The sequence below is a fragment of the Pseudomonas capeferrum genome, from assembly GCF_000731675.1.
In the GTDB taxonomy this organism is placed as follows: domain Bacteria; phylum Pseudomonadota; class Gammaproteobacteria; order Pseudomonadales; family Pseudomonadaceae; genus Aquipseudomonas; species Aquipseudomonas capeferrum.
Genome location: NZ_JMIT01000001.1, coordinates 1,302,891 through 1,328,285, shown reverse-complemented (window position 1 = coordinate 1,328,285; position 25,395 = coordinate 1,302,891). Strand labels below are relative to the sequence as shown.

Genomic DNA, 25,395 nt, shown 5'->3' with positions numbered 1-25,395 from the left:
CCATGGCTCGCCGGTCAAGCATCCGTGGTGATATCCGGCTGCGCCGGACATTGCGCAACATTCACAAGACCATGGACAACGAGCTACAGCCCGCGATGCTGGAGGCGGCGAATCGTATCCTGGAGACGCAGCGGCAGATGATGCCCAAGGACACCGGCGCGGCTGCTGCGGCGCTAAAGGTTTACGTCTCGCCCAGCGGTCTGGATGCGCAGATCGGGATACGTGGCAAGCGGGACAACCGGCGATTCTTTTACCTGCGCTTCATCGAGTATGGGACCAAGGGCTACATCGGTGGCAAGCGGGCAGGGGATCGCAACCGACGCGTTACCAACAAGAGCGACGGCACCCACTTTTTCGGCAAGTATCCGGACATTCCGGCCCGGCCAGCACACCCATGGCTGCGCCCATCAATGCAGGTCAACCGAGAGTATGTGATGGCCGATATTGAGGCCGCTGTGCGCCGAACGCTGCGCAAGGCAAGCCAGGGGGTAGGCAATGGCTGACCCATCGCTGGCCCTGCAAGAGGCCATCTTCGCCCGGCTACAAGCTGAGGTCAGCTGCCCGATCTACGACGGTGCGAACATCAACACCCCGATGCCCTATGTGTCGATCGACCGGGAGATCTCGGTAAATGCCAGCCCTATCTCTGGGCGCAAGCGCGAGACGCGCCTGATCTACCTGTCGGTCTGGTCCGATGCCGTTGGCCAGGCCGAGGTGAAGCGCATCAACGGCGAGGTCATCGCCGCCCTGGATGAGCGCCGGCTGCCACTGGAGGTGGGACGCGCGGTTTCCGTGCGAGTCGAGCAGGCCGACGCTCAGCGGGATGCCGACGGTATCACCTACCAGGGCTCGATCACCGTCCGCGTGATCACCACCCACTGAATCACCCACTGGCCGCGCTGCGGCTTCTATCCAACGTGGCTTTGGAGGATCACCCATGCCCGCAGAAGACAACCTCAATACAGCCGCCGGCTGCCGCCTTTTCATTGGCAGCAAGACCGGGGCGACCACCAAAACCGAGTTCGAGGCCGACACCTACGTGCGTGTTGGTGAGATCGAAGACCTCGGCGAGTTCGGCGACACCTTCAGCAGCGTGACATTCACGTCGCTCGAGGATGGGCGGGTGCGCAAGTACAAGGGCACGGCTGACGCCGGCGACATGACCATGACCGTGGGTCTGGATAACGGTGATGCTGGCCAGAACGCGGTCAAGACCGCCCACAAGGATCGCAGCAAGGGCGATTACAACATCAAGGTCACCCTCAACGACGGCGACCCTGATGCCACCCCGGCCATCAGCCCGACCACGTTCTACTACCGAGCGAAGGTAATGAACAACACCGTGGCCGCCGGCGCTGCTGACAACGTGGTGCGCCGCAACATCACCTTTGGCATCAACTCGGAAATCCTCGAGTTGCTGCCGGCCCCTGTAACCCCATAAGTGCCCGGGGCTTTGGCCCCGGCTTCACAGGACCTGCCTAATGAACAATACGCTGCACGGTACCGTTACCGTCAAGCTGGGTGATGAAGAGTTCACCCTGACCCCAACCCTGAAGGCTGTGCGGGCGATCGAGAGCCGATTTGGCGGCCTGCGCGGTGCTTCCCAGGCGATCAACTCGCTCAGCGTCGACGGTTGCGCGGCCATCCTGGTTGCCGGCGCCGGCCTTGACGAGAAGGCCGCCAAGGCAGTGCCAGAGCAAGTCTGGCAGCACGGCGTTCTCGATGTGTCAACGCAGCTGAACGCCTACCTGGTTGCGCTGTACAACCCACGCGGCAAAGAGCCGGGAAACGACCAAGCCGGGACGGCGTAAGCGTCATCGAAGACGGAAGTTACGTTGACCGGCTTTATTCGATTGCTACGGGTTGGCTGGGCTGGGCGCCGGATGTTGCTTGGTGCACGCCGCTGCCTGAGCTTTTCATGGCACTTGATGCCCGGCTCGAATGGTCGCAAATGACCAACCCCTTCGGCAAAGGGAAGGCCCAAGGCGCCAAGCAGAAACCTAGCGCCTCGACAGTTGCCGACAAGCTGCGCCAAGCCCTTACTGGGCGCGCGCGGTCCTGAATGTATCTGCCTCTATGGTACATTCCCTGGCTCATCAAGGAGGCACCATCACATGAAGAGACTGTTTGTCCTACTGGCCGCGTGCGTACTGGCAGCATGCACTACCTATGGTAAGCCGGTTACCCAAGCGCAGCTGGATCAAATTAAGCAGAGCGTAACCACTAAAGAGGAACTGCTGAGCAGTTTCGGGCAACCGCTTGCCACGACAAGAAACTCTGATGGCACTCAGGTCTTGTCCTGGGGCTATACGAAAGTCGGCTTTGCTGGTTCTAGCTACGAAAACCAAGGCTTGAGCGTTGTTCTTGATGCTACGGGCAAGGTTGCTAGTTTCACCACCACTGACATGGCAAATCCCTACAAATAGCCACGACAACTTTCAACGAGCCCGGCCATGTGCCGGGCTTTTTCGTTTATGGAGAGCGGAATGGCCGACCAACAAGTCCAGGGGATGCTGGTCCAGATCGAGGCGACCACCGCCCAGCTGCGTCGGGAGTTGGCCAATGCGGATCAGTTGGTCGCGCGGTCATCCCAGGCGATTGACCAGAGCCTGGCCAAGGTCGATTCAGCTTTTGATCGGGCAGGCGCAGCAGCGCAGCAAGCCGGCACTCTCATGCGCGGCGCTTTCGCGGCAGTGGCCGGCGCCGGTCTGATAGGCGGCATCATCCAGCAAGTTGATGCCTACGGGCAGATGTCTGACCGGATGAAGGCTGCAGCTGGTAGCGCAAGTGAGTACCAGTTGGTTCAAGGCCACCTGCTACAAACTGCGCAGGAAACCTACCGTCCTCTGGCTGAGGCGCAAGAGCTGTACATCCGCACTGCTGACGTTATGCGTAGCCTGGGCTTTAACACCCAAGAGACGCTGGATATCACGGATAGCTTCAGCTTTCTGCTGGTGACCAACGCGGCTGCTGCAGATAAAGCCGGGTCGGCCTTGGATGCCTATTCGAAGGCGCTGCAGACCGGTAAGGTAGAGGCGGATGGCTGGGTGTCTATTCAGGACGCCATGCCGACCATCGTCAATGCGATTGCCACCGCCACCGGCAAGAGCGCCGAGGAGATCCGGAAGCTCGGCGTCGAGGGCAAGCTGTCGCTCGATTACATTAATATCGGCCTGCTGCGCAACGTGGAGGTCAACCGCAAGGCTGCGGCCGACATGTCCACCAGCGTGCAGGACGCGATGGTGAACATCAGCAACGCCATTCAGGCATTCCTGGGTGGCATGGAAGAGCAAACCGGCATAGTCGCAGGCTTTGCGAACGTGCTGATTGCGCTGGCGAACAACGTCGACCTTGTGGCCGTGGCCATGGGCGGCGTCGGTGCAGCTGCGCTGACCAACTACGTTGTGAAAACTGGGTTGGCCGTGCAGGCAGCGCGGGCTGACCGGGCAGCACGAGTTGCCCAGGCTGAGGCAACACTACAGGCGGCGATAGCAGATCAGCGGAAGGCTCAGACGGCTACCATTCTCGCTGAGCGGGAAGCGATTGCGGCGCGAGGCACCGCAGTTCAGACCCAAATGTCCATCCAGCTTGCGACCGCGCGGACAAAGGAGGCCGCCGCAACCGCCGCAGTAGCAACCGCTCAGTCTGGCTTGAAGGCTGCTTCGGCAGGTCTGCTTGCAGGCCTGGGAGGTCCGATGGGGCTGGCAATCCTCGCCGGCACCGTAGCGGCAAGCTTCCTCTTGCTGCGTGACAACGCGGACCAGGCTGGGGTCAGTCTGGAGGACATGCAAAAGCCCGTATCCCAACTGCGGGAGGAGTTCCAGAAGCTCAACCAGGACCAGCGCGAAGCTGGCTTGGTGAAATGGCAGCAGGAGCAGATCAACGCTACGGACAAGGTCAAGGATGCCTACGGAGAGCTTGCCCAGGCCATCCGCTCTGCAACAGTGACAGCACCTGTTCGCGACTCTGGCGGCCAGTACAACAAGCAGCTGGCCGAGTACCAGGGGATCATCGATCGGCTGAACGAGGCTCGCTCCTCTGGTGCCGACCTTGCCCCGATCCTGAAGGAAGTGAGTAATCGCCTGCAGTTGCCGGCGGCTACGTTGCAGGGCTGGATCACCCAAGCCGGCGCCGTCAGCGATGCTGATCAGCGCTCAGGCCTGATTGCCGAAACCTTGCGTGTCCTCACTGGGGTCACCAAGGAAAACACAGTAGCGACCGAAGCGAACAATGCCGCGAAGAGCGGCATGAGCAGCGCTGGCCAAACTTACCTGGAAACCCTGCAGAAACAGCTCGGCGGCCTGCAAGACAACAATGACGCGATCAAGATCGCGAACCGCTACATCGCCGAGAATGCGGACCTCACCGAAACAGATCGCCAGGCCATCCTGTCGGCAGCTAATGCCATCGAGGCGCAGAAAAAGGCCAATGACAAGGCGAACAAGTCCAAGCGCGAGGGGGAATCAAAGTCTGAGCAGGCTGCCAAGAAGCAGCTGACGGATTTCAAGGCGGCGGAAGAGGGTTACAAGCGCCAGATCGAGCTGATCAACACCACTGGTGACAAGCAGAAGAACGCCACGGAAGTCGCGAAACTCTCCTTCGAGCTTCAGGAGGGCAAGCTCGGCAATCTGTCGAAAGCCCAGCAAAAGCGCCTGCTTGAGTTGGCCGCCGAGCTGGATACCCTGAACAAGATCAAGAAGGCCAACGAAGACGATCTAAAGCTCAGCGCTTTCAAGGCTGCTCAGCAAGCCGGCACGCAGTCGGCGGTAAATGGCTATGCCCAAGAGCTGGCCGGAATTGGCCTGGGGGACAAGGCCCGCGACCGTATGCGGTCTGAGCTGGCATTGCGTCAGAAGTATGTCGAGGACCTCCAGTCCCTGAATGAGCAGCGGAACACCGGGCAGATTGAGCCGGAGCTGTATGCGAGCGAAACACAGGTCCTTCAGGAGGAGCTGGACAAGAGGCTGCAAGCTCAGCAGAACTACTATGCGGCGATTGACGAGCAGCAGTCCAACTGGATGAACGGCGTTCGCGAAGCGTGGGCGAACTTTGCCGACGAGGCACAGAACTACTCAGCCCAGGCTGCCGATCTGACCAACAGCACCCTTGGCAGCGCCAGGGGTGAACTGAGCACGTTCCTCAAGGATGTTGCCACCGGAGCGGAGGATGCTGGCGATGCTTTGAACAACATGTTGGGCGGGTTCGCAGAATCTGTCCTCAACGCGCTGACCGATATGGCGGCGCAATGGCTGGTTTACCAGGGCGTGCAGATGCTCGTCGGCAAAACTACGCAGGCAAGCTCAGCAGGCATGCTAGCTGCGAATGCTCAGGCCACCGCACTTCAAGCTGGTCTTGCTGCGTTCGCTTCAACTGCGGCAATTCCTATTGTTGGTCCGGCCTTGGCACCTGCTGCCATGGCTAGTGCATTGACCGTCGCTACGCCGCTTGCATCCGCCGTTGGCATGACGGCCATGGCCGGTGTCGGCTTTATGGATGGTGGCTATACGGGGCATGGTCGCAAGGATGAGGTAGCTGGTCCGGTGCACCGGGGTGAGTACGTTTTCGACGCCGAGGCTACAGCGCGGATTGGTGTAGGAACGCTGGAGGCCATCAGCAATGGGCGTGCTGCTTTCATCGGCGGTCCTGGCGGTTCATCGGAGGCAGTGGCGGATACTCCTGTAGCGGCGGCATCGCCCTCGCCAAATCTCAACGTCCAGGTTCTCAACTACGGAAATGACAAGGTAAGTACTCGCATGGATGGGGATCAGCTCAAGGTCATCATCGCCGCTGTTGACGACCATATTTCTTCCGGCATGAGGACTGGCCAAGGAAAAGTAGCCAAGACGTACGAGTCGACTTACAGGAACCAGAGGGTTGGAAGATGACCGCGATTGCAACCTTGTACGCCTCTGGCGGCAAGGCGTGGATCATTCCAACCATTGAGCTTCGCTGTGCCTCCTGGCCTGGCCCCGTGTACATCTGCTCGGCGTTTGAGGATCTAGTGGCCACGACCGAGGAGGGCGTTCTAGCGACGTTCACGGCGACCGCCTTCGATGCCGCGCTGCCAAAACGCGATAACAGCGGTAACCAATCGCTGACCTTCGCTATCGACAACGTGACTGGCGTGGCTCAGCAGCTGATTGATAAAGCGCTGGATGCCAGGGAGAAGATCACCATGATCTTCCGCATTTTCCTGTCTTCCGACTTGTCCGCACCGGCGGAAAAGCCATACCGCATGAACGTGCTGAGCGGTTTCATGGAAGGGGCCAGCGTGCAGCTGCAGGCTGGCTACTTCGACTTCGTCAACCTCGCCTGGCCAAGACGCAAGTACACCTTGGATTTCGTTCCCTGCCTTAGGTACACCTGATGTTCGATCAATACCTCACCGCCACCTACGAAGATGGCGGGCGCGGCCCTGCGCGCTTCGATTGCTGGGGAATGACCCGGTTGGTGCGCCACCAGGTGTACGGCCTGCCGTTGTTGCCGAGCTGGGGGTACGTGCGCAACACCATGCCTAAGGAGTTCACTCGGGCCGTAAACCTTGAGGCATCTGCGATGGAGCGCTGCGGGCCGGAGGTAGGAGCTATTGCCTGCGTGTGGAGGGGCGACATCTGCATTCACGTTGCGCTGATCGTCGAGGTGGAGGGCCGGTTGCACGGCCTAGAGATGAAGCCCAGCGGGGCAACCATAAAGCCGCTTCGGCGTTTTCAAGACCAGTATCTGAAAGTGAGCTACCACCGTGATCGAATTCTACCCGAGCAAGCTTGAGGGATCTCCACTGGAGCGCCACAAGACCGATCAGGTTATGACTATTGAAGGGTGGCTGTTCCAGAACGTTCCAGGCTATACGCCGCGTCAGTCGCCGCCTATCAGCGTCGAGTTGAACGGTGTGTTCATCAATCCCGAGCGTTGGGCGAAGACCGACTTTTCACCCCAAGATACCGTTTGCATTTATCCAGAGCCGAAGGGAACCGGGCTGGAGGTCGCGTTGTGGGCTGTGGTTGCCGCAGTGGTTGCCGTCGGCGTGGTGATGATGACTCAGAGGCCTCTGTCCACGCCAAGGAATCAGGGTCGGTCAGGGCAGAACCTGAACCTGGCCAAGACAACGGGTAACCAGGTCAAAGTGGGTGACGTTATACGCGAGGTTGCGGGCAGAACTCGCATCTTTCCGGACTATCTGGTCCCCCCTCGGCATCACTTCGTCAACGAGACGGAACAGTGGGTTGAGCTATTGCTGTGCGTTGGCGTCGGAGAGTTCGAGATCAATCCCACGGACGTCAAGATCGGCGACACCACGCTCGCTTCGCTCGGCAGCACTGCGCGATACAAGGTATACGGACCAGGTGAGTCACTGGCCGCCGAGTCAGCCCGGTTGTGGTGGCATAACTCGACCGAAGTCGGTGCGACAAACACCGGATCTGGCGGCCTTACCCTCACCAACACCACTCAAGTTGCACAGCAGTTCAGCGGCAATGCTCTGCTGGCTGCCGATCTGGTGCTGAGCGTTCCAGACGGAGCGGGCTGGTTCCCGTTTGGCTGGGATAGCGGCATGATCGCGCGCGTTGAGTTGCCTTACCCGTATACCTTCACTACCCCGATTGATGGCAGCGCGACCATCGTCAGCGGTCCGTATCTGCCCATGCTGCAGGCGTTCGCCGGCATGCGGATCGAGATCGCTGGCGCCAATGCTGGCAACTATGTTGTTGCGAGCTATGAGCCTGAGGTGCCCGGTACCCCGGCCGTGCCTGGTAGCGCGTCAATGGTCACCGGAAGCGCGGCGCCTGCTCGTTTCAACTTCGATGTGGTGTCGCTGAGCTTCACTGTATCGCGAGGAGCGAGCAGCTTTCCGGTATCTCTGAATACGAACGTTACAAACCTTGCAGGCCTCGTTTCGGCGGTGAGTGCGTCACTGTCCGGTACCGGTCTGGTGGCCAGCGCTTCCTCCGGGAGGCTGCGCATTGCAGAGCAGGCCGCGCCATTCACCGGCTCGCCGTTGTCTATCACGGGTTCTGTCACTGACATCCTCGGTTCGAGCCCTGCGTTCGTGACGGGCGTTAAGACAGAGGCGGCCGCGGATGGGCAGTACGCCCGCATGACCATGGCTTATGACGGTGGCGCTCCGGCGGTGGGGCTGCAGCCAGGATCGCTGCTGGCCACGATTGGCTATAGGGGACTGCGGTACCGGATAACGGAAGTCTCCGATGACTCAGTGGAGGATGACGGCGCCACCCCAGAGGACGAGAGTCATGGGCCGTCGGCGATTACGGTCGTTCGATTGACTGATACAGGTGCAGTGGACGATGACTGGTTGGGCTTCGACGCGATGCAAACCAGCGATGTATCGGTTGTGCTGGACTCTTCCACAACTGAAGGCGACTGGGCCGGATCGTTCGCAGTCTGCCCCGAGAATGAGGTTGTCCGTAGCGTTGAATTGGACTTCTTCTTTCCCGCTGGCCTGATTGCCTACTCGAAGAAAGGGCGGCAGGTTGAAGTAACCGTCAAGGTCGAGGCCCAGTATCGCGACATCAACACCGCCGAGAACTGGACAAGCGTTTTTTGGACGTTCAAGGCGGCTCGTCGAGATCAGATCGCATTCACCCGGGCCATCAACTTTCCTACCTACATGAGGGGGGAAATGAGGGTTCGCCGAATCGGCGAGGAGTCGTCGGACAGCAATCAGCAAGACCGTGTGCAGTGGTATGGGCTCAGGGCACGCATTGATAAAGCCCCGCTGCGTTATGAGGGAGTCACCACGATCGCGGTGTATGCGCGCGGCGGCACCAAACTTTCGGCTCAGTCCGAGAGCCAGGTGTCGCTGATAGCCACCCGCAAGCTCCCTGTCTTGGTCAATGGCGCCTGGTCGGAGCCAACGGCTACCCGCGATATCGCGCCGTGGGCGTCTTATGTTTCGAAGTCGGTTGGGGCGACAGATGATGACGTAGATATCGAAGAGTTCGTGCGGTATGGCGCCATTTGGCACAACCGCGGGGACTACTTCGACTTTTCAGTGGAGGAGGCGGGCACGGTCAAGGAAGTGCTCAACGATGCTCTCAAAGCTGGATTTGCAGAGTTCACGCTTGAGCGAGGCCGGATTACTCCGGTGCGTGATGAGCCGCGCAGCCAGATCAAGAACATGTACACGCCGCAGAACATGAACGGATCCCTCAAGCGCTCATTCACCCTGCCTGCGCCTGACGATTTTGACGGTGTTTCCATCAAGTACCGGGACCAGAGGACCTGGGCTGAAGAAACGGTGAAGTGCAGGCTTCCAGGTGACGCCTTTCAGACGGTCAAGGAAATCACACTCGATGGGGTCACAGATCGCGACCGTGCTTGGCGCTACGGCATGCGTCAGCGTCGGGCCCAGGTCTATCAGAACAAAAGCTATAGCTGGGGTACTGAGCTCTCCGCGCTGAACAGCGGTTATCTCAACTATGACGCGGTGGCCGATGACATTCCTGGCTATGCGCAGTCATCAATCATGACGGACTTCTCCGCAGGAGAGGGGCCGGTAGTGATCGAAAGCAGCGAGGCTTTTGTTTGGAGCGAAGGGCAGACACATGTTCTTGCAGTGCGCCGGCCAGACGGTTCGATCAGCGGTCCGTGGGCTGCGTATCGAATAGATGACTACCGCATCGCTATCCAATCTATCGACTTTGTGCCGGATCTTTCCCAGCAGATTGAGCCGCCTCACCTGCTGTTCGGGATTTCGACACGGTGGTGCTACCCGGTTCTGGTGACCTCAATAGAGCCAGGTGATTACTCGGCGGAAATGGAGGCCATCAACTACGACGTTCGCGTCTACGCAGACGATGACAATTTTGCTCCCGAGGATGCTTGAGGATGCTGTTACTTCCTGATGGTCTTCCGTTGCCAGTTGCTGACGGCTACGGCTTCAAGCCAGTCAGCCCAATAGTTCGAACAACGATGGCGAGTGGCAGGGCAATGCAGCGTCGCCGGTTTGGCAGCGTTCCAACCATCCTGCGAGTAAGTTGGATCTTGTCGACCGAGGAAGCCAAGTTGTTTGAGGGGTGGTGTAAATGGGAGATCGGCTGGGCAGACTGGTTTCTTTGTCCCATCAGAACACCTTTAGGGCTTAGGCCGACCCGCTCCAGATTCACCGATATTTACGAAGGCCCAGAGTTTGCCAGTGATGATCTGTGGCGATACACGGCCTCCTTGGAGCTGTTTGAGTTGCCCATTGTCGATGAGGCTGCTTTCGCAGAGTTGCTCCTCGGGATGCCTTTGCCGGTCATGAACGCAGCTCTAACTGCCGAGCTTATGCGTTGGTACACCAAGTCTTGGCCTGGAGCCCAGATCAATTGAATGCTCGCCCGCTCATGCGGGTTTTTTTTCGCCTGGAGTTTCTATGAGCGTAGCTACCGACAATCAGCTGTTCCATGGGCTGGTGACCACTGCCAACGCGCTGTTCCTATCTGATGCTGACTTCGTCACGATCAACGGCATCACCAAGCCAACCCTAAAAAAGATCTACGCAGAATTTCTCGCGAGCATTGGCACCTACACCACTGTTGCCGAGGGCCTGACTAAGACCAATGGAACCGGTACGAACAACCGATTCTTCACGGTGCCAGGTACTGGTGACGTGTTCGAGACCCGCTACCGGAACGACGCCGGGGTCGCGGTTGAGATATCGTCCCTGCTGTCCTGGCTGGCCGATGCCCTGACCATCAACCGGGGCAAGGCGTACCCGCTCCGCCAAATGAACCGGGGCGGCGTCACCTCACCGGCAAACGCAGTGATGAATCGCGTCCTGCTGAACTGCGAGATCATTGGCGCCGAGCCAGGGAAGTACTACCTGATCTCGCTGCAAAAGAACGGTGCTACCGGGCTTGTGGGGGCCTATGAGTTTGGCTGGATCCTGCTCGAAGCGGATGCTGCCACCTACGCGACGACCGGAGCATTTACGCAAATTCACTCGTTGGTCGATCCTGCCCCCGACATTAGCCGGACTGGTGGGGTCCAGACGATCACGGTAACCCCCCAGCTCCGTCCAGATATCAGGTTCAAGATCACCCTGGATGCCGCGGCGCTTCCTGCGGCAGGAACGGCTATTGACTCGAACAGTACGGGCGCTGCCGGTCGAAGCTGGATCGTTGATCCATCGAGGTACTCAGCCCCTCCAATCGTTAAAGATGACGCGCTGACGCTAAATATTGGCAAGAGCTTGCCGCTGCGATCGATGAGCCGTGGTGGGGTGACATCTATACCCAACCCGGTCATGAATCGACTGTTGCTGAAATGCGAAGTGCTCGGTGCTGTTGCGGGCAAGTACTACCTGATCAGCCTTCAAAAAAACGGCGCGCCAGGTCTCGCCGGCAGCTTCGAGTTCGGCTGGGTTCTGTACGAAGCGGACGCCTCGACGTATGCGGCGACCGGCACCGTGACGATGATCCATACCTACTCCGATCCGGCTCCCGACATCAACCGAACCGGGGGCATCCAGACCATCACGGTAAGGCCGGCCCTCCGGCAGGAGATGCGGTTCCAAATTACGCTCGACGCCGCAGCCCTGCCATCTGTAGGCGTGCCAGTTGACTCCAACAGTTCGGGTACGCCTGGTCGGAGCTGGATTGTCGATCCATCGTGCTACGTGGACGCGCCGTATCTGAAGGATGATGCGCTGACCATCAACAAGGGAAAAAACTATCCCCTTCGGCCAATGGCGCAAGGCGGTGTGACTTCGCCAGTAAACACAGTGCTTAACAGTTTCCTGTTGAACTGTGAGGTTTCAGGTGCGGATCCGACCAAATACTACAAGGTTGCGTTTCAAAAGAACGGCGCTCCCTTGTTCGGTGATTACACCTACGGCTGGATTTTCCAAGAGTCTGACCGGGATGACTATGGCGCTGTAACTGACAATGTGGTGATCCACAACTACAGCGATCCTGCACCTGATATTGACCGTAACGGTGGCGTCCAAACGCTCATTATCACGCCGAAGAGTCGTCCCGGTATCAAGTTCAAGCTGACCATCGACGCCGCAGCCTTGCCGGCTCTTGGCGTTGCGATCAACGCAAACACCTCGGGTGCGAGCGCAAGAAGCTGGATTGTCGATCCATCGCGGTACACCTACGCGAACGCATCGGCTACGTCGAAGCAGCTGCAAGCCGGCCGGATGTGGGTGGAGGGCGAGACCACCGGCAATAACTTCGACTTCATTTGGTCGCATGGCGCCGGTCAGATGTTCATGCAGAAGTTCGGTCCCAACCAGATCAACCAGCTTTTCAACTTCAAGGGCTGGCGCATCGCGCCGCTAACGACCGTTGAATCGGCGGCATGGGAAGACCTTGGTGGGTGGAGCACAGACTGGCTTCCGCCCATGGTAGTGCGTGCGGTCAACAATGGGGACGGTGGAGCCAAGCAGTACACGGGCGGCGGCCACTGGAATGAGGTTGAGCTGACAAAGCCTACCGCGCGGATGGTGAACCTGAAGTGCTCCATCAATGGTCAGGAGATGGCCGCCGAACAAACCTATTCCGGCCCGGCTGATACAGCCACGTTTTCCTGGCAGGTCGAGCTTCTTGCTTACAACACCCTGACGCTTGAGCGCTATGTTGGTCGGCAGCACTTCGTGGCGCATGTAAGGCCTGGTTCTTGGGAGGTTCTCTACGAGTTCGAAGCACTAGAGGATGTGGTCGTTGAAATCGAAAACGGCCCGCAGATGGGTGTGTACTCTGCGTTTCCTGAGTGGGTGCACTATATCGGTGATAACCGCGGCCCTTTGCTTGCGAGCGACGAGGCCTCGGTAAGTGCCCAGCCGAAGAGCGCCGCACCGGACGTGTTCGCTGCGGTCTGCTTCCACCCGACACGGGGGTTCTGTGCCAGCTGGATGGATCGAACCTATGAGGCCGGGGATGGCCGCTATGTGACGTCTGCCTTGCCTTTCGCCCGTCGGAACTCTAATAGCTGGAAATTCTACCAAGCAGCTATCTCCGGCATTCACACAACCTTCCTGGCTGGACAGGGGTATAAGTGGCGCGGCGGCTACGCAGTAGCCCCTATCGATATCGTCCAAGGTGATGTGAACTGCGCATTCCAGTACACCAAAGGCGGAAAACCTTGGCTTGCCTGGGCTTTAAGTGCAGCCGGAGCCGGGCGAGTGAATCCGACGCCATCGATTGCGGGAAAAGAAGTTGGCAGCACTGTGGTTGGGGCTAGGGGGCTGGACGTTTCGTCCCCGGGATATGAGTTCGGTAATCTTGGAGTGCAATGAGATAAATTAAGCCCGCTTTACTGCGGGCTTAATGTTGCGTCAGGATCACCAGTTCATATGGTTAATCAGGAGTGTGTTGACCTACTGATCGAGCCGACTGCCCAAGAGCTGCGATAGATTGTGGTACTTGATCGCTCTCCAAAACAGATCGGCCTAATATCTCTGACCCTATCATACTTATGTGGGCGTGGTCGAAATAGAGGAGGGTACCCTTGTCATATGCCGAGCAGGTGCCGTCCTTGCAGATTTGTGGGCGTACATCAAACGTTGCGACGTTCGGGTACTGTGCGGCGATTTTCTTTAGGTACATATTTACTTCGCTGTCGCCCTGGTCGGGGAGGATCGCTGTCGATGGGCAGTCCATTCCAGGAATACGAATGGATTTCGCAGTACACATGCGGTCGAGCCCTTCAAATAGAGGAACGTTGAGGGCGATGATTACCTGATTGTGATTACCGGCCAATTCGGCAATGGTTTCAGCAAACTTTTCCTTTCCGCCTCTCGCTGCATACGACTCCCATGACGCACCGATTATCACAGTTCTATATTTCTTCGACTCAGCAAAAGCCCGAACGTTGAATTCGTTGCAGGACTTTTCGCGGTCTGGCCCAAGAATGCCTTTCGTATCCCTGACCGGTGGGCAAGAAGAGTGGGAGATATTACGGATTGAAAAGTGTCTGCTTTCTCCGATAGCTTTCAGATATCCTACGTAGTGTGCCGCATTCGAGTCACCCCAAAGCAGAGTTTCGGGAGGTACTGACCTGTCGCCGTTTACACACTGATCCTCAGTCCAGTTAATTGGATCGTATTTCATCATCTGGCAATTGAACGGGAAGCGGCTGGCCGGTTTGGTGTTGTAGTCGTGCTGAGAAATTAACCTTTTGTACTGATCGCCAGAAGTGGTTGGCCAGTAGCCCTTGTTATTGTCCAGGACATACCCGGCGACTATTACCCCAGCACTTGTCGCAACGATGGGCCCTGCCTTGGTGAGAAGCCACATAGGGCTTCTCGACCTGAACGGGGTTTCGATTAGGTGATACGAGATCAGAGTCAGTAGTACCATCAGTGCTGCGCACGCTAGCCCGCCAGCCAAAGTTGGTTCGCCGTAAGCGTAGCGGTAGAAGGCAAGCACTGGCCAGTGCCACAGGTAGAGCGAGAAGGACCGTAGCCCGATGTACCGAGCTGCCGAGTTGCCGAGAATTTTGGAAAGAGGACTGGCTTGATTTGTGCCCGCCAGAATCAGTAGGGCTGCGCCTACAGAAGGGATAACCGATCGTATACCAGGGAAGCCATTTTTCTCGTCGAGCAGCACTACTGCGCCTGCAACCATGGCTAGGCCAACGGCGCCAGCTATGTTTGCAGCCGAAGCTGGAATACGGCGGGAGTCTTGCCACAGGAAAAGTAGGGCGCCTACCAGCAGTTCGCCAGCCCTGGATGGCAGCATGTAGTAAGCGAAGGAAGGGTCACGCGCAATGAAGTACTCGCTCACTGCGAACGATGCAATGGCCAGAACCACGCCGGTAGCTACAAGCAGGCGCTTACCGCCGAGTTTCATGGCGATGATCATGAGTGCCGGCCAGATCATATAGAACTGCTCTTCGACGCCTAGCGACCACATGTGCAACAGCGGCACGGTATCGGACGAAGCGGCGAAATAACCTGTATCTAGGAAAAGCCAGAAGTAGATGTTGGCTGCAGAAAGAGTGGCGCCAATTGCTGACTGCGACAGGGCCTTCACGTCTGCTGGCAAGAGCAACAATGACCCAGCAATCAAAGTGACTATGGTCACAAATGTCGCGGCAGGAAGAATTCGGCGGACCCGACGACCGTAAAAGTCACCAAAGGAAAAGTCAGAGCCTTTCCCGTAGATGATTCCTGTGATCAGGTAGCCGGATATGACGAAAAAAACGTCAACTCCTACGAAGCCACCAGGTAGCCATTGCTTATTGAAGTGGAAAATTGTCACGGCCAGTACGGCCAGAGCCCTGAGCCCGTCTATGTCCGGACGATAGGCCAAGTGTTTGCCTTGCATTTCTGAATTCCCTTTCATCGGGCTGCTGAGTAAGCCGCGAATATTACCTTCTCGCCCGCATTTGTGGGCTTTTTTGTGCATGGAGAAAACATGACCACACCTCGCGGAGTCCGCAACAAGAACCCCGGCAACATCGATTACAACCCGCGCAACGCCTGGCAGGGCCAGCTCGGCTTGGAAGAGGGAGTGGCCAAGCCGCGCTTCGCCCGATTTGACCATCCCGAGAACGGCATCCGCGCCTTGGGCAAGCTGCTGATCAACTACCGCGGCAAGGACGGGATGCCGGGAGTAGGCGGGAAGGGGATCGACACCGTGCTCGAAACTATCAACCGCTGGGCGCCAAGCAACGAGAACGACACCCAGGCCTACGCCGCTGCCGTGGCCAAGCGCCTGGGCGTTCAGGCCACGGACCCGATCGACATCAAAGAGCCGGCCACGCTGCGGGGGATGGTGCTCGGTATCATCATCCACGAGAACGGCGGCAACCCGTACCCGTCGATGATCATTGATGAGGGTATCCGGCGGGCTTTGTCATGAGTGTTGGGCCTGCTACGGCTGCCGCTGTGCTTGTCCTTCTGGCTTCCCATTGGGGCGCGTACCAACACGGCATCTCGCTAGAGCGGGCGAAGGGCGGTCAGGTATCAGCACAACGAGACCGCGGCGACCGCTTGGCCGAGGTCATTGGCGAACGATCGGCGCGCCAGGAAGAACACCGGAGCGCAGACGCGCAGCAAGAGGCGAGGGTGAAAGCGCATGAAGAAAGAACGATTGCTGATGCTGGCGCTGCTGGCGCCGATGCTGCTGGCCAACGGCTGCGCGACGAAGGTGCCAAGCTCGCTGCCACCGTCAGTTGCCCCGGCACGGATACCGCCGCTATCGCCCGAGGCCAGGCAGCCACCCGCGCCGCCATGGTGCTTTCCGACCTGCTCGACCGGTCTGTCGCTACGAATCGAGAGCTGGCGCAGGCTTATGACCGAGCCAGGATCGCCGGTGAGCAGTGCTCCCGGGAACACGACGCCCTGATCGCAAAACGGGCGTCAGGAAGCGCCCGCTAATTATTCGAAGGCTTCATGCAAAGAGAGCGGCCACCGGGGATGCGTCAACATCCCTGCTGACCGCCGAACCCGCAGACCATACCTGCAAGCCCAGCCAAGGCTCCCGCTCTGTGCACAAAGCACGGCGAGCCTAGAACCTGTTCATCCATACAGTAAAGGTTTGCAAATTGACTAACCCAATCATCCCCTGGATGGGCGGCAAGCGCCGCCTGGCCGACCGCTTGATCCCGCTGTTCCCCGCCCATGAGTGCTACGTCGAAGTCTTCGCCGGTGGCGCCGCCCTCTACTTCATGCGACCACAACCCGCCCAGGTGGAGGTCTTGAATGATCTCAACGGCGATCTGGTCAACCTGTATAGGGTGGTGCAGAACCACTTGGAGGAATTTGTCCGACAGTTCAAATGGGCACTTTCGTCTCGGCAGATCTTCGAGTGGCAAAAGATGGCGAGACCGGAGACGTTGACCGATATCCAGCGCGCGGCGCGGTTCTTTTATCTGCAGCAGCACGCCTTCGGCGGGAAGGTTACTGGGCAAACGTTCGGCACCGCCACCACCGGCCCTGCTATCAACCTGTTGCGCATCGAGGAGAACCTTTCCGCGGCCTGGCAACGGCTGGCCGGTACCTACGTCGAGAACCTGTCATGGCTCGACTGCGCGCAGCGCTATGATCGAGCACACACCTTCTTCTACATGGACCCGCCTTACTGGCAGACCGCAGGCTACGGTGTCGACTTTCCGTTTGACCAATATGAGCGCATGGCCGAGTTCATGCGCACCTGCAAAGGCAACGTCATGGTGAGCATCAACGACCATCCCGACATTCGAGCGGCTTTTGACGGGTTCCACTTCGAGCGGTTGGATATCCGGTATACCACCGCGAACCAGAGGCATGGCCAGGCCGATTTGACCGGTGAGCTGGTGATCATGAATTGGGAGCCGTCACAACTCGGTCAACTTTTCTAAAATGCAGGGATCTTCTGCTGTAGCTGCTTGGATCGTCTTACCCTATGCTTCATCAAAATTAACTGATTGGAGTGACTGTGGCTAAGCGATCTTTCATTGGGATTGTTGAGGCCGGTGAGGCGCTGATTAAGAAGGCGATTGATGCCATGAGGGAGCTCCGAGCCGCTGAGGCTGCTAACGCGTCTGCTGAAGAGGTGGAGCGGTTGCGCCTTATCGCGGACTCCCTCTACCAGGCCGTCATCGATTTTCAACTGATCGAAGCCAAACAGGCGCCTGATACCATCCATTGAAAGGGGGCTCTGTAATGTCAAATGTTCCGCCGTTACTGTTCCCAGATCATCCGATGTATACCGATGCAGTCGAAGCATTGAAGCGTTATCACCAGGCTCAGGGCGATGGAGCGTCACCCCTGGAGATCGAGCGACTGCGCATGATCGCAGAATCGCAATTCCAAGCGGTTAGCGAATACCAGCTTAAAGCTCTAGGTCGCCCTGGCGGTTCTCCTCACTGACAGGTTCGATTAGCTCCGGTCCCTGGTTACCGACCTTGCCGACTGCTTTTCCTACCGGGAACCAGCGGAAATCATGAGCGGGTCGGCATCCTGCTTCGACAATCTCCTCCGCGCGCTCACTCGTTGTACCGGGGTCCATCCATTCCCTAGCAATCTCAGGGGACAGCACCAGGGGCTTTCTGTCGTGGATGTCGACCAGGCCTTGGTCGGCTGCTGCAGTAATGATCACAAACCCATCGCGCTCGTCCGGCTCCAGGCTGTGGTGCACCTCTGCCAGCGCCGCAAAGAAGAGCGGGCCGCCGTCGGCGCTGGTGATGTAGTAAGGCTGCTTTCGCTTTGGGTCCGTGGGATCAGCGATCCACTCAAACCAGCCATTTGCAGGGGCAAGAGCTCTGCCGTTCGGCCAAAGGCCCTTGAAGAACTTCCCTGCCACCACCGTCTCGGCTCGAGCATTGATCGGATCGGGGCGCTTTCCCTTCGCCCAGAATGGCGACCATCCCCACTTGACGCGATCCACGCTCGATCGACCCCCAACCTGGCGAACGATTTCCACGCGAGTGGACGGCGCTACGTTGTATCGGTTGATCGGCTCATGGTCGTAGCCATTGATCACTACCAGGTCCAGCGATAGCTGGCGCAGGTAGTAATCCATCGATTCGTAGATCGAGTACCGTCCGCACATTTTCCCATCTCTCGCCCGTCAGAAATTTCGCTGCCCAGGATTGACCGAGCACCCGATGCCAGATTTACTGTATATGCATACAGTTTGCATTGGACCTTCCATCATGACCATCACATTCTTGGGTACGCCAACCGGCGGTACCGAACCGCTACCGCTGTATTCGTTTCACGTTCCGGCCGGCTTCCCATCCCCTGCAGCGGACCACCTGGAAGGCCATATTTCCCTTGATGAGCTATTCGACCTCCGCGCACCCCATGTGTATCTGGTGAAAGTGGAGGGCGACAGCATGCAAGGGGCGGGGATTTACTCCGGCGACATCGTCATCGTAGATCGCGGCCGTGAGGCCGAACATGGCGATATAGTCATTGCCGCAGTAAACAGCGAGCCGGTCTGCAAGCGTCTGCATCGTCGCGACGACGTAGTGATTCTGAAATCGGAGAATCCAGCGTACCCGCCGCGGTACATCATGGAAGGCGATGAGCTCGTCATCTGGGGCGTTGTGCGTTACAGCGTTCGCGACCATGCGCAGTGACCAGGTCTTCGCGCTGATCGATTGCAACTCGTTCTATGCGAGTTGCGAACGGGTGTTTCGGCCTGACTTGGCAAAGGTCCCGATAGTGGTACTGAGCAACAACGACGGCTGCGTGATTGCCAGGTCCTACGACGCGAAGCCATTCGTGAAAATGGGCGAGCCGTACTTCCAGGCAAAGGATAAGTTGCGCCGACACGGCATCATGGCTTTCAGCAGCAACTATGCCTTGTACGGCGACATGAGCGAGCGCGTTATGACGCTAATCGAGTCGATGGTGCCTGCCACGGAGGTCTACAGCATCGATGAATGCTTCGCCGATCTGTCAGGCATTCAAGAAAACCTGACCCAATTCGGGCGAAGAGTTCGCTCACGGATATTGCAGTGCACCGGCATTCCGGTGGGTGTGGGCTTCGCCAGCACAAAGACGCTCGCTAAGCTGGCCAATCACACCGCCAAGCGGCTGCAGGCGCAGACAGGTGGCGTGGTCGATATTACCGATCCGTTCAAGCGCGATTGGGTGCTGCGCAACACAGAGGTGAAAGAGGTATGGGGTGTTGGCCGGCGGATGACCGCCCACCTCGAGGCGATGGGCATCCACACGGCTATGGATCTGGCCAAGGCTGATGCCTGGACGCTGCGGCAGAAATTCAGTGTGGTGGTGGAGAAGACTGCCCGCGAGCTGGCTGGCACCCCGTGCCTGGAACTGGACGAGGCCGAACCCCCAAAGCAGGAAATCTGCTGCAGCCGGATGTTCGGCATGCGGCTGACAGAGCTGGCGCCCATCAAGCAGGCAGTGGCCACTTACGTTGGCCGAGCAACGGAGAAACTCCGGGCCCAGGGCTCAGTGTGCAAGCGCATGCGCGTCAGCATTCGCACCGGCATGTTCAACCCGGACGAGGCGCGCCACGCACAAGGGGCGCTGGTGGAACTGCCATACCCAACCTGCGACACGCTGCTGATGACCCGACTGGCCACCGATGCTGTTGCGCGAATCTTCCGGCCGGGTTTTCGGTACAGCAAGGCAGAGGTGCTGCTGATGGACCTGCGGCAACCAGGTGAGTTTTCAGAGGACTTGTTTGCGCTCAAGCAATCGGTGGCATGTGACCGACTGATGCAGGTGATGGATGACATCAACGAGCGCTGGGGGAGGGGGACAATGCGAGCCGCCAGCGTACCGGCGACACCGGACTGGGGAATGAGGAGGGAGATGATGAGCCAATCCTATACCACGCGGATTGATCAGCTGTGGACGGTCAAGTGTTGAGCCTGCCAGTGGCTTGGTTGGCCGAACTCAATGACCAGCCCGCTCTGGTAGCCGATCCCGATGGCAGGGCCGCAGTGCTTGCCGAGCTCGCGATTTCTGCGCACCGACGCAGTGACGTTGATGCAGACCAGTTGGCCGACATGCTGGAGTTTGCCGAGGCGGCCAGGCTGTGGGCGCTGATTGAGGATGAAGAGACCGCTTGAACCGCTCGATGCGCGGCGGCTAGGGGCGATAGTTGCCAGTCGTGGATGGCTGCTTTCGACCCTAAGCTGCCGTTGGCTAAGAGCCGCTAACGGCCGGAATCGGGAATTCGGATGGCGTTTACCCACCGGGTGTCCTGTACGGTTAACTCGAACATTCAAATTACCGTACAGGACACTTACGCATAAACCTGTGGCTCAAGCAGATTGCCGTGCTTGATGCGCTGAAATGTGATATTCACGTTTCAGGATCGGTTATTACCCTTTTTGCTTGGTTTGAAGAGCATAGCCGCCGAGATCCCAATGAGAGCCAGGATCATCCCAATTAATACCGTCAAGTCCCAGTTTGACCTCGTCGGCAGATTGGCAAGAGCTCCATAGCGGCCGTTTATCACATCCTGATAAAGCTTGGCTGCGAAATGGCAAGCTAGAGAGAAGCTAATTGCAGCAACTATGATGCGCTGTATGAAAGCCAATGTGGACTGTTTACAGATGATCGCACAGGCGACCAAAAAAATCCCGATTGCCAGCAGACCAGAGCCCTCTGCCCAACTACCTGGAAGTCTTGTATAACCGGAGTACGAAACAACGCCTCCTAGCATCAGCCAAGCTCCTCGGCGCCGGTCACTGCTTTTTTCTTCTTCGTGGTTCGGTTCAGTGCCGGTTTGTTTGGCACGCCACGGCAGGAACTTTTTGAGAGGGCTGGGTTGGGGCATCATGTTTTGGATGATGCCGAACTGATCGGCAAGCTCTCCCACCTTGGTGATCAGCTTCGCAATGTCCTGTTCCGGGTCGACGTAGAAGTACTCGATCACAAAGCGAAGCGTCGTGCCGAATTGCTCTCCAATAGGCGGAAGCGCCAAGGACCTGACCTGAATAGGCTCACCACCGCGCGCAGCATCGCGCACGCACCAGGAGATAAGCTCCAGAGCTTGAAGCCCTGCTAAATCTCGCGAGATGCCAAAGTTAACGGTAATTATGACTTCGTCCGCCAGGCCGCCGTGAGTACGGCGCAGTGCGCCGAGCGGCAAGTCCCCGTAGGGAAGAAGACTAAAATGATCCTCTGAGAGTTCCGACACGTACTCCTTATCAACCACTGCATCAGTGACGCCAGTAATTGCTTCAATTGTTTTTTGCAACTTTTCTATTTCAGGGGGCATCCCAGTCCTCGGAAACAAGGGGCAATCAAGTACCGGCAACGGCGGGAGTTCACTCTATCCGGGCGATAGCCCTAGTATGCGTAAGGCAGCGCACCGTACAGAAAGCCAGTTGTCGGTTTAGGATTGTGAGACTAGCAGATTTTCAAAGTGCAAGTAACCACTGCAATCATGCAGGGTGTAGTTACCGTCGCCCAGGCGGTGAGTTCGGGCTGCTAGAGCGTAAACGGATTCCACCCTCTCTTGCGCAAGGTCATTTGTGCACGCTTATGTAGATAATCCTCACCGGCTGCTTTGGGTCGAAAGCGGACAGTCAGCGACAGCTAGCAGGTGATACCAATTTTGATACCACCGATTGGGATATGAGGGTAATGGTGGGGCGTTTGTCCCAATGAAATTAACCCTTTGTCACCGCCAAACACCCCCTAAATACTGCATGGTGATGTTAGCGGTGGAGATCAAAGGAGCTTACCTATCAATAACTTACGTGGCTTCGTCGCAGCTGCGAGCCCATTTCGGACCAATCTGGAGCGGTTCCAGCTCCTGCCAGTCGTTGGACGTGTCAATCCAGCGCGCATGAGTCGATAAGAGCATCTGCACGCCATGCCCGAGCTGTTGGGCGATAAATGCGGGGTTGAGACCAGACATTGAGCCTATTGTCGCATAGGTATGGCGGCAGTTATACGGGGGGCGGTATCTGATCCCCAGCGTCTTAGGGGGCGGGCGCCATTGAGGGTGCAGATTTCGAACCGCACGAATCAACCCCTCTCTCGCAGGCGCGCGCGATGGACAAAGAGAGAAAGATGCACACGGGCATGAGCGGAAACCAGCACTTAACGGCCTGGGAGGCCGAGTGGGCTTCACTGAATTGTTCGGCTTTCGATCTGCAGGGCAGTCCTGCCGCCAGACAACCCTGCAGAAGCTTCAGAGCTTGTACTGGATGGTGTAGGACGCATCGGTTCGAGGTTCGATGGTAATTGGCATGCCGAATAGCTTCCCTTTACATTCACTGACGACGCAGCGATACACGGACCCCTGTCTGAGCTGCGCCCACAAGCCTTCGTCATGGATCACGATGCGCACGACATGGCTTTCCGGATCTTCTCTGATCTGAGCAACGTGGTGATCCAGGTCGCAGCCGAATTCAGGCGTGGTGAACTCTGGATCGTAGCCGATCAGCACCCCGTGCCGTTTTAGATCGTCCCTGATACGCTCAATAACGTCGTCCGCTTCTTGTTTTAGCATGATCGTCATCTCACGGTGTTTGAACTCATGAAAAACTCTAGCTGACCCTGATGGTTTACGCTGAAATGCGTTAAAAACTTAAACGGCGACCCTTGTAGAATGCCGGTCACAGGCGGTCTAATCCCGCTTTTTTTGGAACCGATTGTCTGCCAGAGTGTGTGCGTGTTCACGTGCTACTCATTTTTGCTGGCAGGGGCATTGATCAAGGTGTGTTGACTGTTGCGAGTGAAAACAAAGAAAACCCTCAGGTTGCTACGGAAGTGGTTCGTCTATCTCTGGATTGCAGGCTTGGCGGGCAACTCCAGCAGGTTGTTCGAGCACCTTTCACTCTGGAAGCCCTGGCGCTTGATCAAGGGTGCCGCCGCGTATCTTCTGACCACCTGAAGCAGGACCTGTTTATTCGTTGTGAACTGGCCGTGGGACTTCACCTCGATGCTAAGCGGGAGGTGCATACCTGCCCTGCGCTTGAGGTGAAGCTGGCTGAACGCGCTATTGAGGGCGGCGCTAGCCTCGAATCACCTCGAGGCGAGCCCGCCCGGCATCGGTGATGGCGTTCTCTCCTTCATCACGGATGCGATACCGACCCGACACCATTTTGGTAATCGTGAATCGCACCAGCTCGCTCCTCGACAGGGCTTCACCTACTTCAAAGCTCATTGCACGCTCTAGATCGAAGAGTTTTGTTTCTCCGGTTTTGTAGCGGGCAAACGCTATCAGTGCCGAATCCAAAGCTGCTTGATCAATCACCTGAACACGCTGCATTTGACCTCCTGGTCTGAATCGCCCAGGTCCATGGGTTTCAAAGTGACGGACCTGGAAGTTCGTAGAGGCCGAGACGCTACTACGGAGCAGGGCAGGTGGGTTACTGGGTTTGCGTCCAGGGTGGATGGGTGGCCAGGGGCTGCAGGGGCGATTACCATGAGCCCGACACGATAGGCTAAAGAAGTGTGCAAGGTCGCCGATAAAACGGCGCTATATAAAGTGTACCTTTGGCACGGGCCCGTTAGTGCTTCAGCTCGGCCATGCTTGCCGCATGGGTCGACAATCCGACCTTAAGCAACCATCACCTCATTGGGTTTACCGCTTGTTTTTATTCATCGCAAAACTCAAACGTAGCTTGACCCCACGCCAGCTCATGCGATTGCTGGATACCCATGATCTGGGCAAGAAGCAGACTAATCGCCTTATGGCCAAGGCGGGTATTCGCACTGAAGGCAGCGTTGTCATTCGCCCACCGATCTACTTCGAGCGCGGCAACCTGGAACTGGGCAAGGGCGCGTTTATCAATAGCGGTTGCGTGTTACTCGACGAGGCAACTATCCGCATTGGGCGCAAGGCGATGCTGGGACCACAGGTACGACTGTGCACGACCAGCCACGATGTGCACCCGGATCGGCGCAAGAGCAACGACTACATAGCGCCGATCACCGTGGGCGACAATGCATGGATAGGCGCGGGGGCCGTGATCCTGCCGGGCGTCAACATTGGCCAGAACAGTGTGGTTGCGGCCAACAGTGTGGTGACTGAGGATGTCGTCGCCAATGCGCTTTATGCCGGCTCTCCGGCGAAATTCAAGAAGTGGCTGGTAGAGCCGGACGCGGTGTAAGTTGCAGCCGCGAGCTTAACTTCCGCCGCCACCCGACCCACCGCTTGCCCCACCGCTGCCACCTGCGCCCCCACCGGCACCGCTGCTACCCGTACCACTGCCGCCGGTGCTACTCCCCGGGCCGGCGGTACCGCTATTACCCGAACCCGTGTGATCAGTCCCATCGCCGCCTGTTTTGTCGGTTCCGTTTCTTTCGGTGCCTGCTCCGGTGCCCATGGCATCTGCCGGCGTACCAGAGCCACTTGCTCCGCCGCCGCTAGGGCTACCTTGGCCGCTATTTGCGCCTGGAGTACCAGGCGAGCCTGCGCCGTTGTCGTTCATATCGCTGGTCGCGAAGGCCATAGGGGTAATGACGCCCAGGCAAAGGGCGAGCAGCAGGGTATGCGGAGGTGTCCGTTTCATGATGTATCTCCCGTTCGAGTGAGTACATCTCTTGGGCCATGGGCTGGGGACAGGGTGCCACGGGACTGACGGATGGCGACCTGAAGTGGCCGAACGAAGGGGTTGCGCGATCATTCGCGCTGGGCTAATTCTAGAATTTTCATAGCCCGGCAACTCAGGAGGTTTTAATGAAGCAGTTACTGCTAGGTGCGGCGTTGTGTTCCATTGCGGGTATCGCCAATGCGCAGATCCCGCTGGTCAATGCCACATGCCCGGGGAATATCGAGGTGCATGCCGATGAGGGCGGCCCTGTGTACATCAATGGCAAGGAAGCAAAATTGAAGAAATTCAGTGACACGTACTTCGAAGCCAAGGGCAGTGGGGTAACCGTATCGATCATGGTTAACCCTGACGGATCGTCGGGCGTTTCGTACACCGGCAAGGGTCGCGCAAATGGTGTCTGTGAGCTGACAGAGCAAGATTGAAGAATCTGTAACGTAGCCACGCGCCGACGCAATGGACCTGAGCGTG

26 protein-coding genes and 1 pseudogene are annotated in these 25,395 nt (G+C 57.9%); 21 read left to right on the top strand and 6 right to left on the bottom strand.

From position 1 onward, the window contains the following. Positions 1-2: 2 nt before the first annotated feature. The 11 genes from PC358_RS05910 (at position 3) to PC358_RS05855 (ending at position 13,237) form a co-directional block, all read left to right on the top strand. The gene (locus PC358_RS05910; RefSeq protein WP_033698156.1) at positions 3-503 is read left to right on the top strand and encodes an HK97 gp10 family phage protein; all 501 of its coding nucleotides are present in this window, start codon (positions 3-5) and stop codon (positions 501-503) included. After that, a complete protein-coding gene (locus tag PC358_RS05905; protein ID WP_033698155.1) occupies positions 496-882 on the top strand; it encodes a DUF3168 domain-containing protein in 387 nt (128 codons plus the stop codon). Before PC358_RS05910 ends, PC358_RS05905 begins: the two co-directional genes overlap by 8 nt. 55 nt (positions 883-937) lie before the next feature. Next, complete coding sequence (locus tag PC358_RS05900; protein ID WP_033698154.1) at positions 938-1,441, top strand: hypothetical protein; 504 nt, start codon at positions 938-940, stop codon at positions 1,439-1,441. A gap of 40 nt (positions 1,442-1,481) precedes the next feature. Further along, a complete protein-coding gene (locus PC358_RS05895) occupies positions 1,482-1,811 on the top strand; it encodes a hypothetical protein (RefSeq protein ID WP_033698153.1) in 330 nt (109 codons plus the stop codon). A gap of 303 nt (positions 1,812-2,114) precedes the next feature. After that, positions 2,115-2,426, top strand: coding sequence for a hypothetical protein (locus PC358_RS05885; protein ID WP_033698151.1), 312 nt, complete (start codon positions 2,115-2,117; stop codon positions 2,424-2,426). A gap of 60 nt (positions 2,427-2,486) precedes the next feature. Continuing rightward, positions 2,487-5,885 carry a phage tail tape measure protein gene (locus PC358_RS05880; protein ID WP_081874714.1) on the top strand — a complete coding sequence of 1,133 codons (3,399 nt, stop codon included), beginning with the start codon at positions 2,487-2,489 and terminating at the stop codon, positions 5,883-5,885. Then, a complete protein-coding gene (locus PC358_RS05875) occupies positions 5,882-6,367 on the top strand; it encodes a DUF1833 family protein (RefSeq protein ID WP_033698150.1) in 486 nt (161 codons plus the stop codon). Before PC358_RS05880 ends, PC358_RS05875 begins: the two co-directional genes overlap by 4 nt. Further along, a complete protein-coding gene (locus PC358_RS05870; RefSeq protein WP_033698147.1) occupies positions 6,367-6,768 on the top strand; it encodes a hypothetical protein in 402 nt (133 codons plus the stop codon). Before PC358_RS05875 ends, PC358_RS05870 begins: the two co-directional genes overlap by 1 nt. Further along, entirely contained in the window at positions 6,740-9,841 is a 3,102-nt protein-coding gene (locus PC358_RS05865; protein ID WP_033698146.1) for a host specificity factor TipJ family phage tail protein, read from the top strand. Before PC358_RS05870 ends, PC358_RS05865 begins: the two co-directional genes overlap by 29 nt. Positions 9,842-9,843: 2 nt before the next feature. Then, the gene (locus PC358_RS05860; protein WP_033698144.1) at positions 9,844-10,326 is read left to right on the top strand and encodes a hypothetical protein; all 483 of its coding nucleotides are present in this window, start codon (positions 9,844-9,846) and stop codon (positions 10,324-10,326) included. Between the two features lie 43 nt (positions 10,327-10,369). Next, on the top strand, positions 10,370-13,237 hold the full coding sequence (locus tag PC358_RS05855; RefSeq protein WP_033698142.1) for a hypothetical protein: 2,868 nt from the start codon (positions 10,370-10,372) through the stop codon (positions 13,235-13,237). Positions 13,238-13,298: 61 nt separating this feature from the next. On the opposite strand, the gene PC358_RS05850 is transcribed toward PC358_RS05855, so the two are convergent. Then, a complete protein-coding gene (locus PC358_RS05850; RefSeq protein ID WP_156056761.1) occupies positions 13,299-15,350 on the bottom strand; it encodes an acyltransferase family protein in 2,052 nt (683 codons plus the stop codon). A gap of 9 nt (positions 15,351-15,359) precedes the next feature. On the opposite strand from PC358_RS05850, the gene PC358_RS05845 reads away from it, so the two are divergent. The 5 genes from PC358_RS05845 (at position 15,360) to PC358_RS28090 (ending at position 17,797) form a co-directional block, all read left to right on the top strand. Next, complete coding sequence (locus PC358_RS05845; protein WP_033698139.1) at positions 15,360-15,806, top strand: structural protein P5; 447 nt, start codon at positions 15,360-15,362, stop codon at positions 15,804-15,806. Beyond that, positions 15,803-16,324 (top strand): DUF2514 domain-containing protein, encoded by a 522-nt coding sequence (locus PC358_RS26940; RefSeq protein WP_077068429.1) that lies wholly within the window; start codon positions 15,803-15,805, stop codon positions 16,322-16,324. The genes PC358_RS05845 and PC358_RS26940 overlap by 4 nt, the downstream gene beginning before the upstream one ends. A gap of 167 nt (positions 16,325-16,491) precedes the next feature. After that, entirely contained in the window at positions 16,492-17,286 is a 795-nt protein-coding gene (locus tag PC358_RS05835; protein WP_033698137.1) for a DNA adenine methylase, read from the top strand. A gap of 77 nt (positions 17,287-17,363) precedes the next feature. Then, the gene (locus PC358_RS05830) at positions 17,364-17,576 is read left to right on the top strand and encodes a hypothetical protein (protein WP_033698135.1); all 213 of its coding nucleotides are present in this window, start codon (positions 17,364-17,366) and stop codon (positions 17,574-17,576) included. Between the two features lie 14 nt (positions 17,577-17,590). After that, positions 17,591-17,797 carry a hypothetical protein gene (locus tag PC358_RS28090; protein ID WP_077068428.1) on the top strand — a complete coding sequence of 69 codons (207 nt, stop codon included), beginning with the start codon at positions 17,591-17,593 and terminating at the stop codon, positions 17,795-17,797. On the opposite strand, the gene PC358_RS05825 is transcribed toward PC358_RS28090, so the two are convergent. Next, positions 17,760-18,479, bottom strand: coding sequence for an SOS response-associated peptidase family protein (locus PC358_RS05825; RefSeq protein ID WP_033698133.1), 720 nt, complete (start codon positions 18,477-18,479; stop codon positions 17,760-17,762). The genes PC358_RS28090 and PC358_RS05825 overlap by 38 nt on opposite strands. Positions 18,480-18,582: 103 nt before the next feature. Here PC358_RS05825 and PC358_RS05820 point away from each other — a divergent pair, with 103 nt between their 5' ends. The 3 genes from PC358_RS05820 to PC358_RS05810 are packed head-to-tail and all read left to right on the top strand — an operon-like array spanning position 18,583 to position 20,478. After that, entirely contained in the window at positions 18,583-19,011 is a 429-nt protein-coding gene (locus PC358_RS05820) for a LexA family protein (protein ID WP_033698132.1), read from the top strand. After that, the gene (locus PC358_RS05815) at positions 19,001-20,275 is read left to right on the top strand and encodes a Y-family DNA polymerase (RefSeq protein WP_033698131.1); all 1,275 of its coding nucleotides are present in this window, start codon (positions 19,001-19,003) and stop codon (positions 20,273-20,275) included. The genes PC358_RS05820 and PC358_RS05815 overlap by 11 nt, the downstream gene beginning before the upstream one ends. Beyond that, positions 20,269-20,478: a hypothetical protein gene (locus PC358_RS05810; RefSeq protein WP_033698129.1), complete on the top strand. Its 210-nt coding sequence runs from the start codon at positions 20,269-20,271 to the stop codon at positions 20,476-20,478. The genes PC358_RS05815 and PC358_RS05810 overlap by 7 nt, the downstream gene beginning before the upstream one ends. 242 nt (positions 20,479-20,720) lie before the next feature. Here PC358_RS05810 and PC358_RS28000 read toward each other — a convergent pair whose 3' ends face one another. From PC358_RS28000 to PC358_RS05790, 4 genes and pseudogenes are all read right to left on the bottom strand, one after another. Beyond that, a complete protein-coding gene (locus PC358_RS28000; protein WP_077068427.1) occupies positions 20,721-21,635 on the bottom strand; it encodes a hypothetical protein in 915 nt (304 codons plus the stop codon). Positions 21,636-22,115: 480 nt separating this feature from the next. Beyond that, positions 22,116-22,373, bottom strand: a pseudogene (locus PC358_RS28085) (site-specific integrase); the annotation flags it as partial. Positions 22,374-22,556: 183 nt separating this feature from the next. Next, complete coding sequence (locus PC358_RS05800; RefSeq protein WP_033700074.1) at positions 22,557-22,877, bottom strand: hypothetical protein; 321 nt, start codon at positions 22,875-22,877, stop codon at positions 22,557-22,559. A gap of 504 nt (positions 22,878-23,381) precedes the next feature. Further along, positions 23,382-23,639 carry a hypothetical protein gene (locus tag PC358_RS05790; RefSeq protein WP_033698126.1) on the bottom strand — a complete coding sequence of 86 codons (258 nt, stop codon included), beginning with the start codon at positions 23,637-23,639 and terminating at the stop codon, positions 23,382-23,384. Positions 23,640-23,910: 271 nt separating this feature from the next. On the opposite strand from PC358_RS05790, the gene PC358_RS05785 reads away from it, so the two are divergent. Beyond that, positions 23,911-24,483 carry a DapH/DapD/GlmU-related protein gene (locus PC358_RS05785; protein WP_238338587.1) on the top strand — a complete coding sequence of 191 codons (573 nt, stop codon included), beginning with the start codon at positions 23,911-23,913 and terminating at the stop codon, positions 24,481-24,483. A gap of 569 nt (positions 24,484-25,052) precedes the next feature. After that, on the top strand, positions 25,053-25,349 hold the full coding sequence (locus PC358_RS05780) for a hypothetical protein (RefSeq protein ID WP_033698122.1): 297 nt from the start codon (positions 25,053-25,055) through the stop codon (positions 25,347-25,349). The last annotated feature ends 46 nt before the right edge of the window (positions 25,350-25,395 follow it).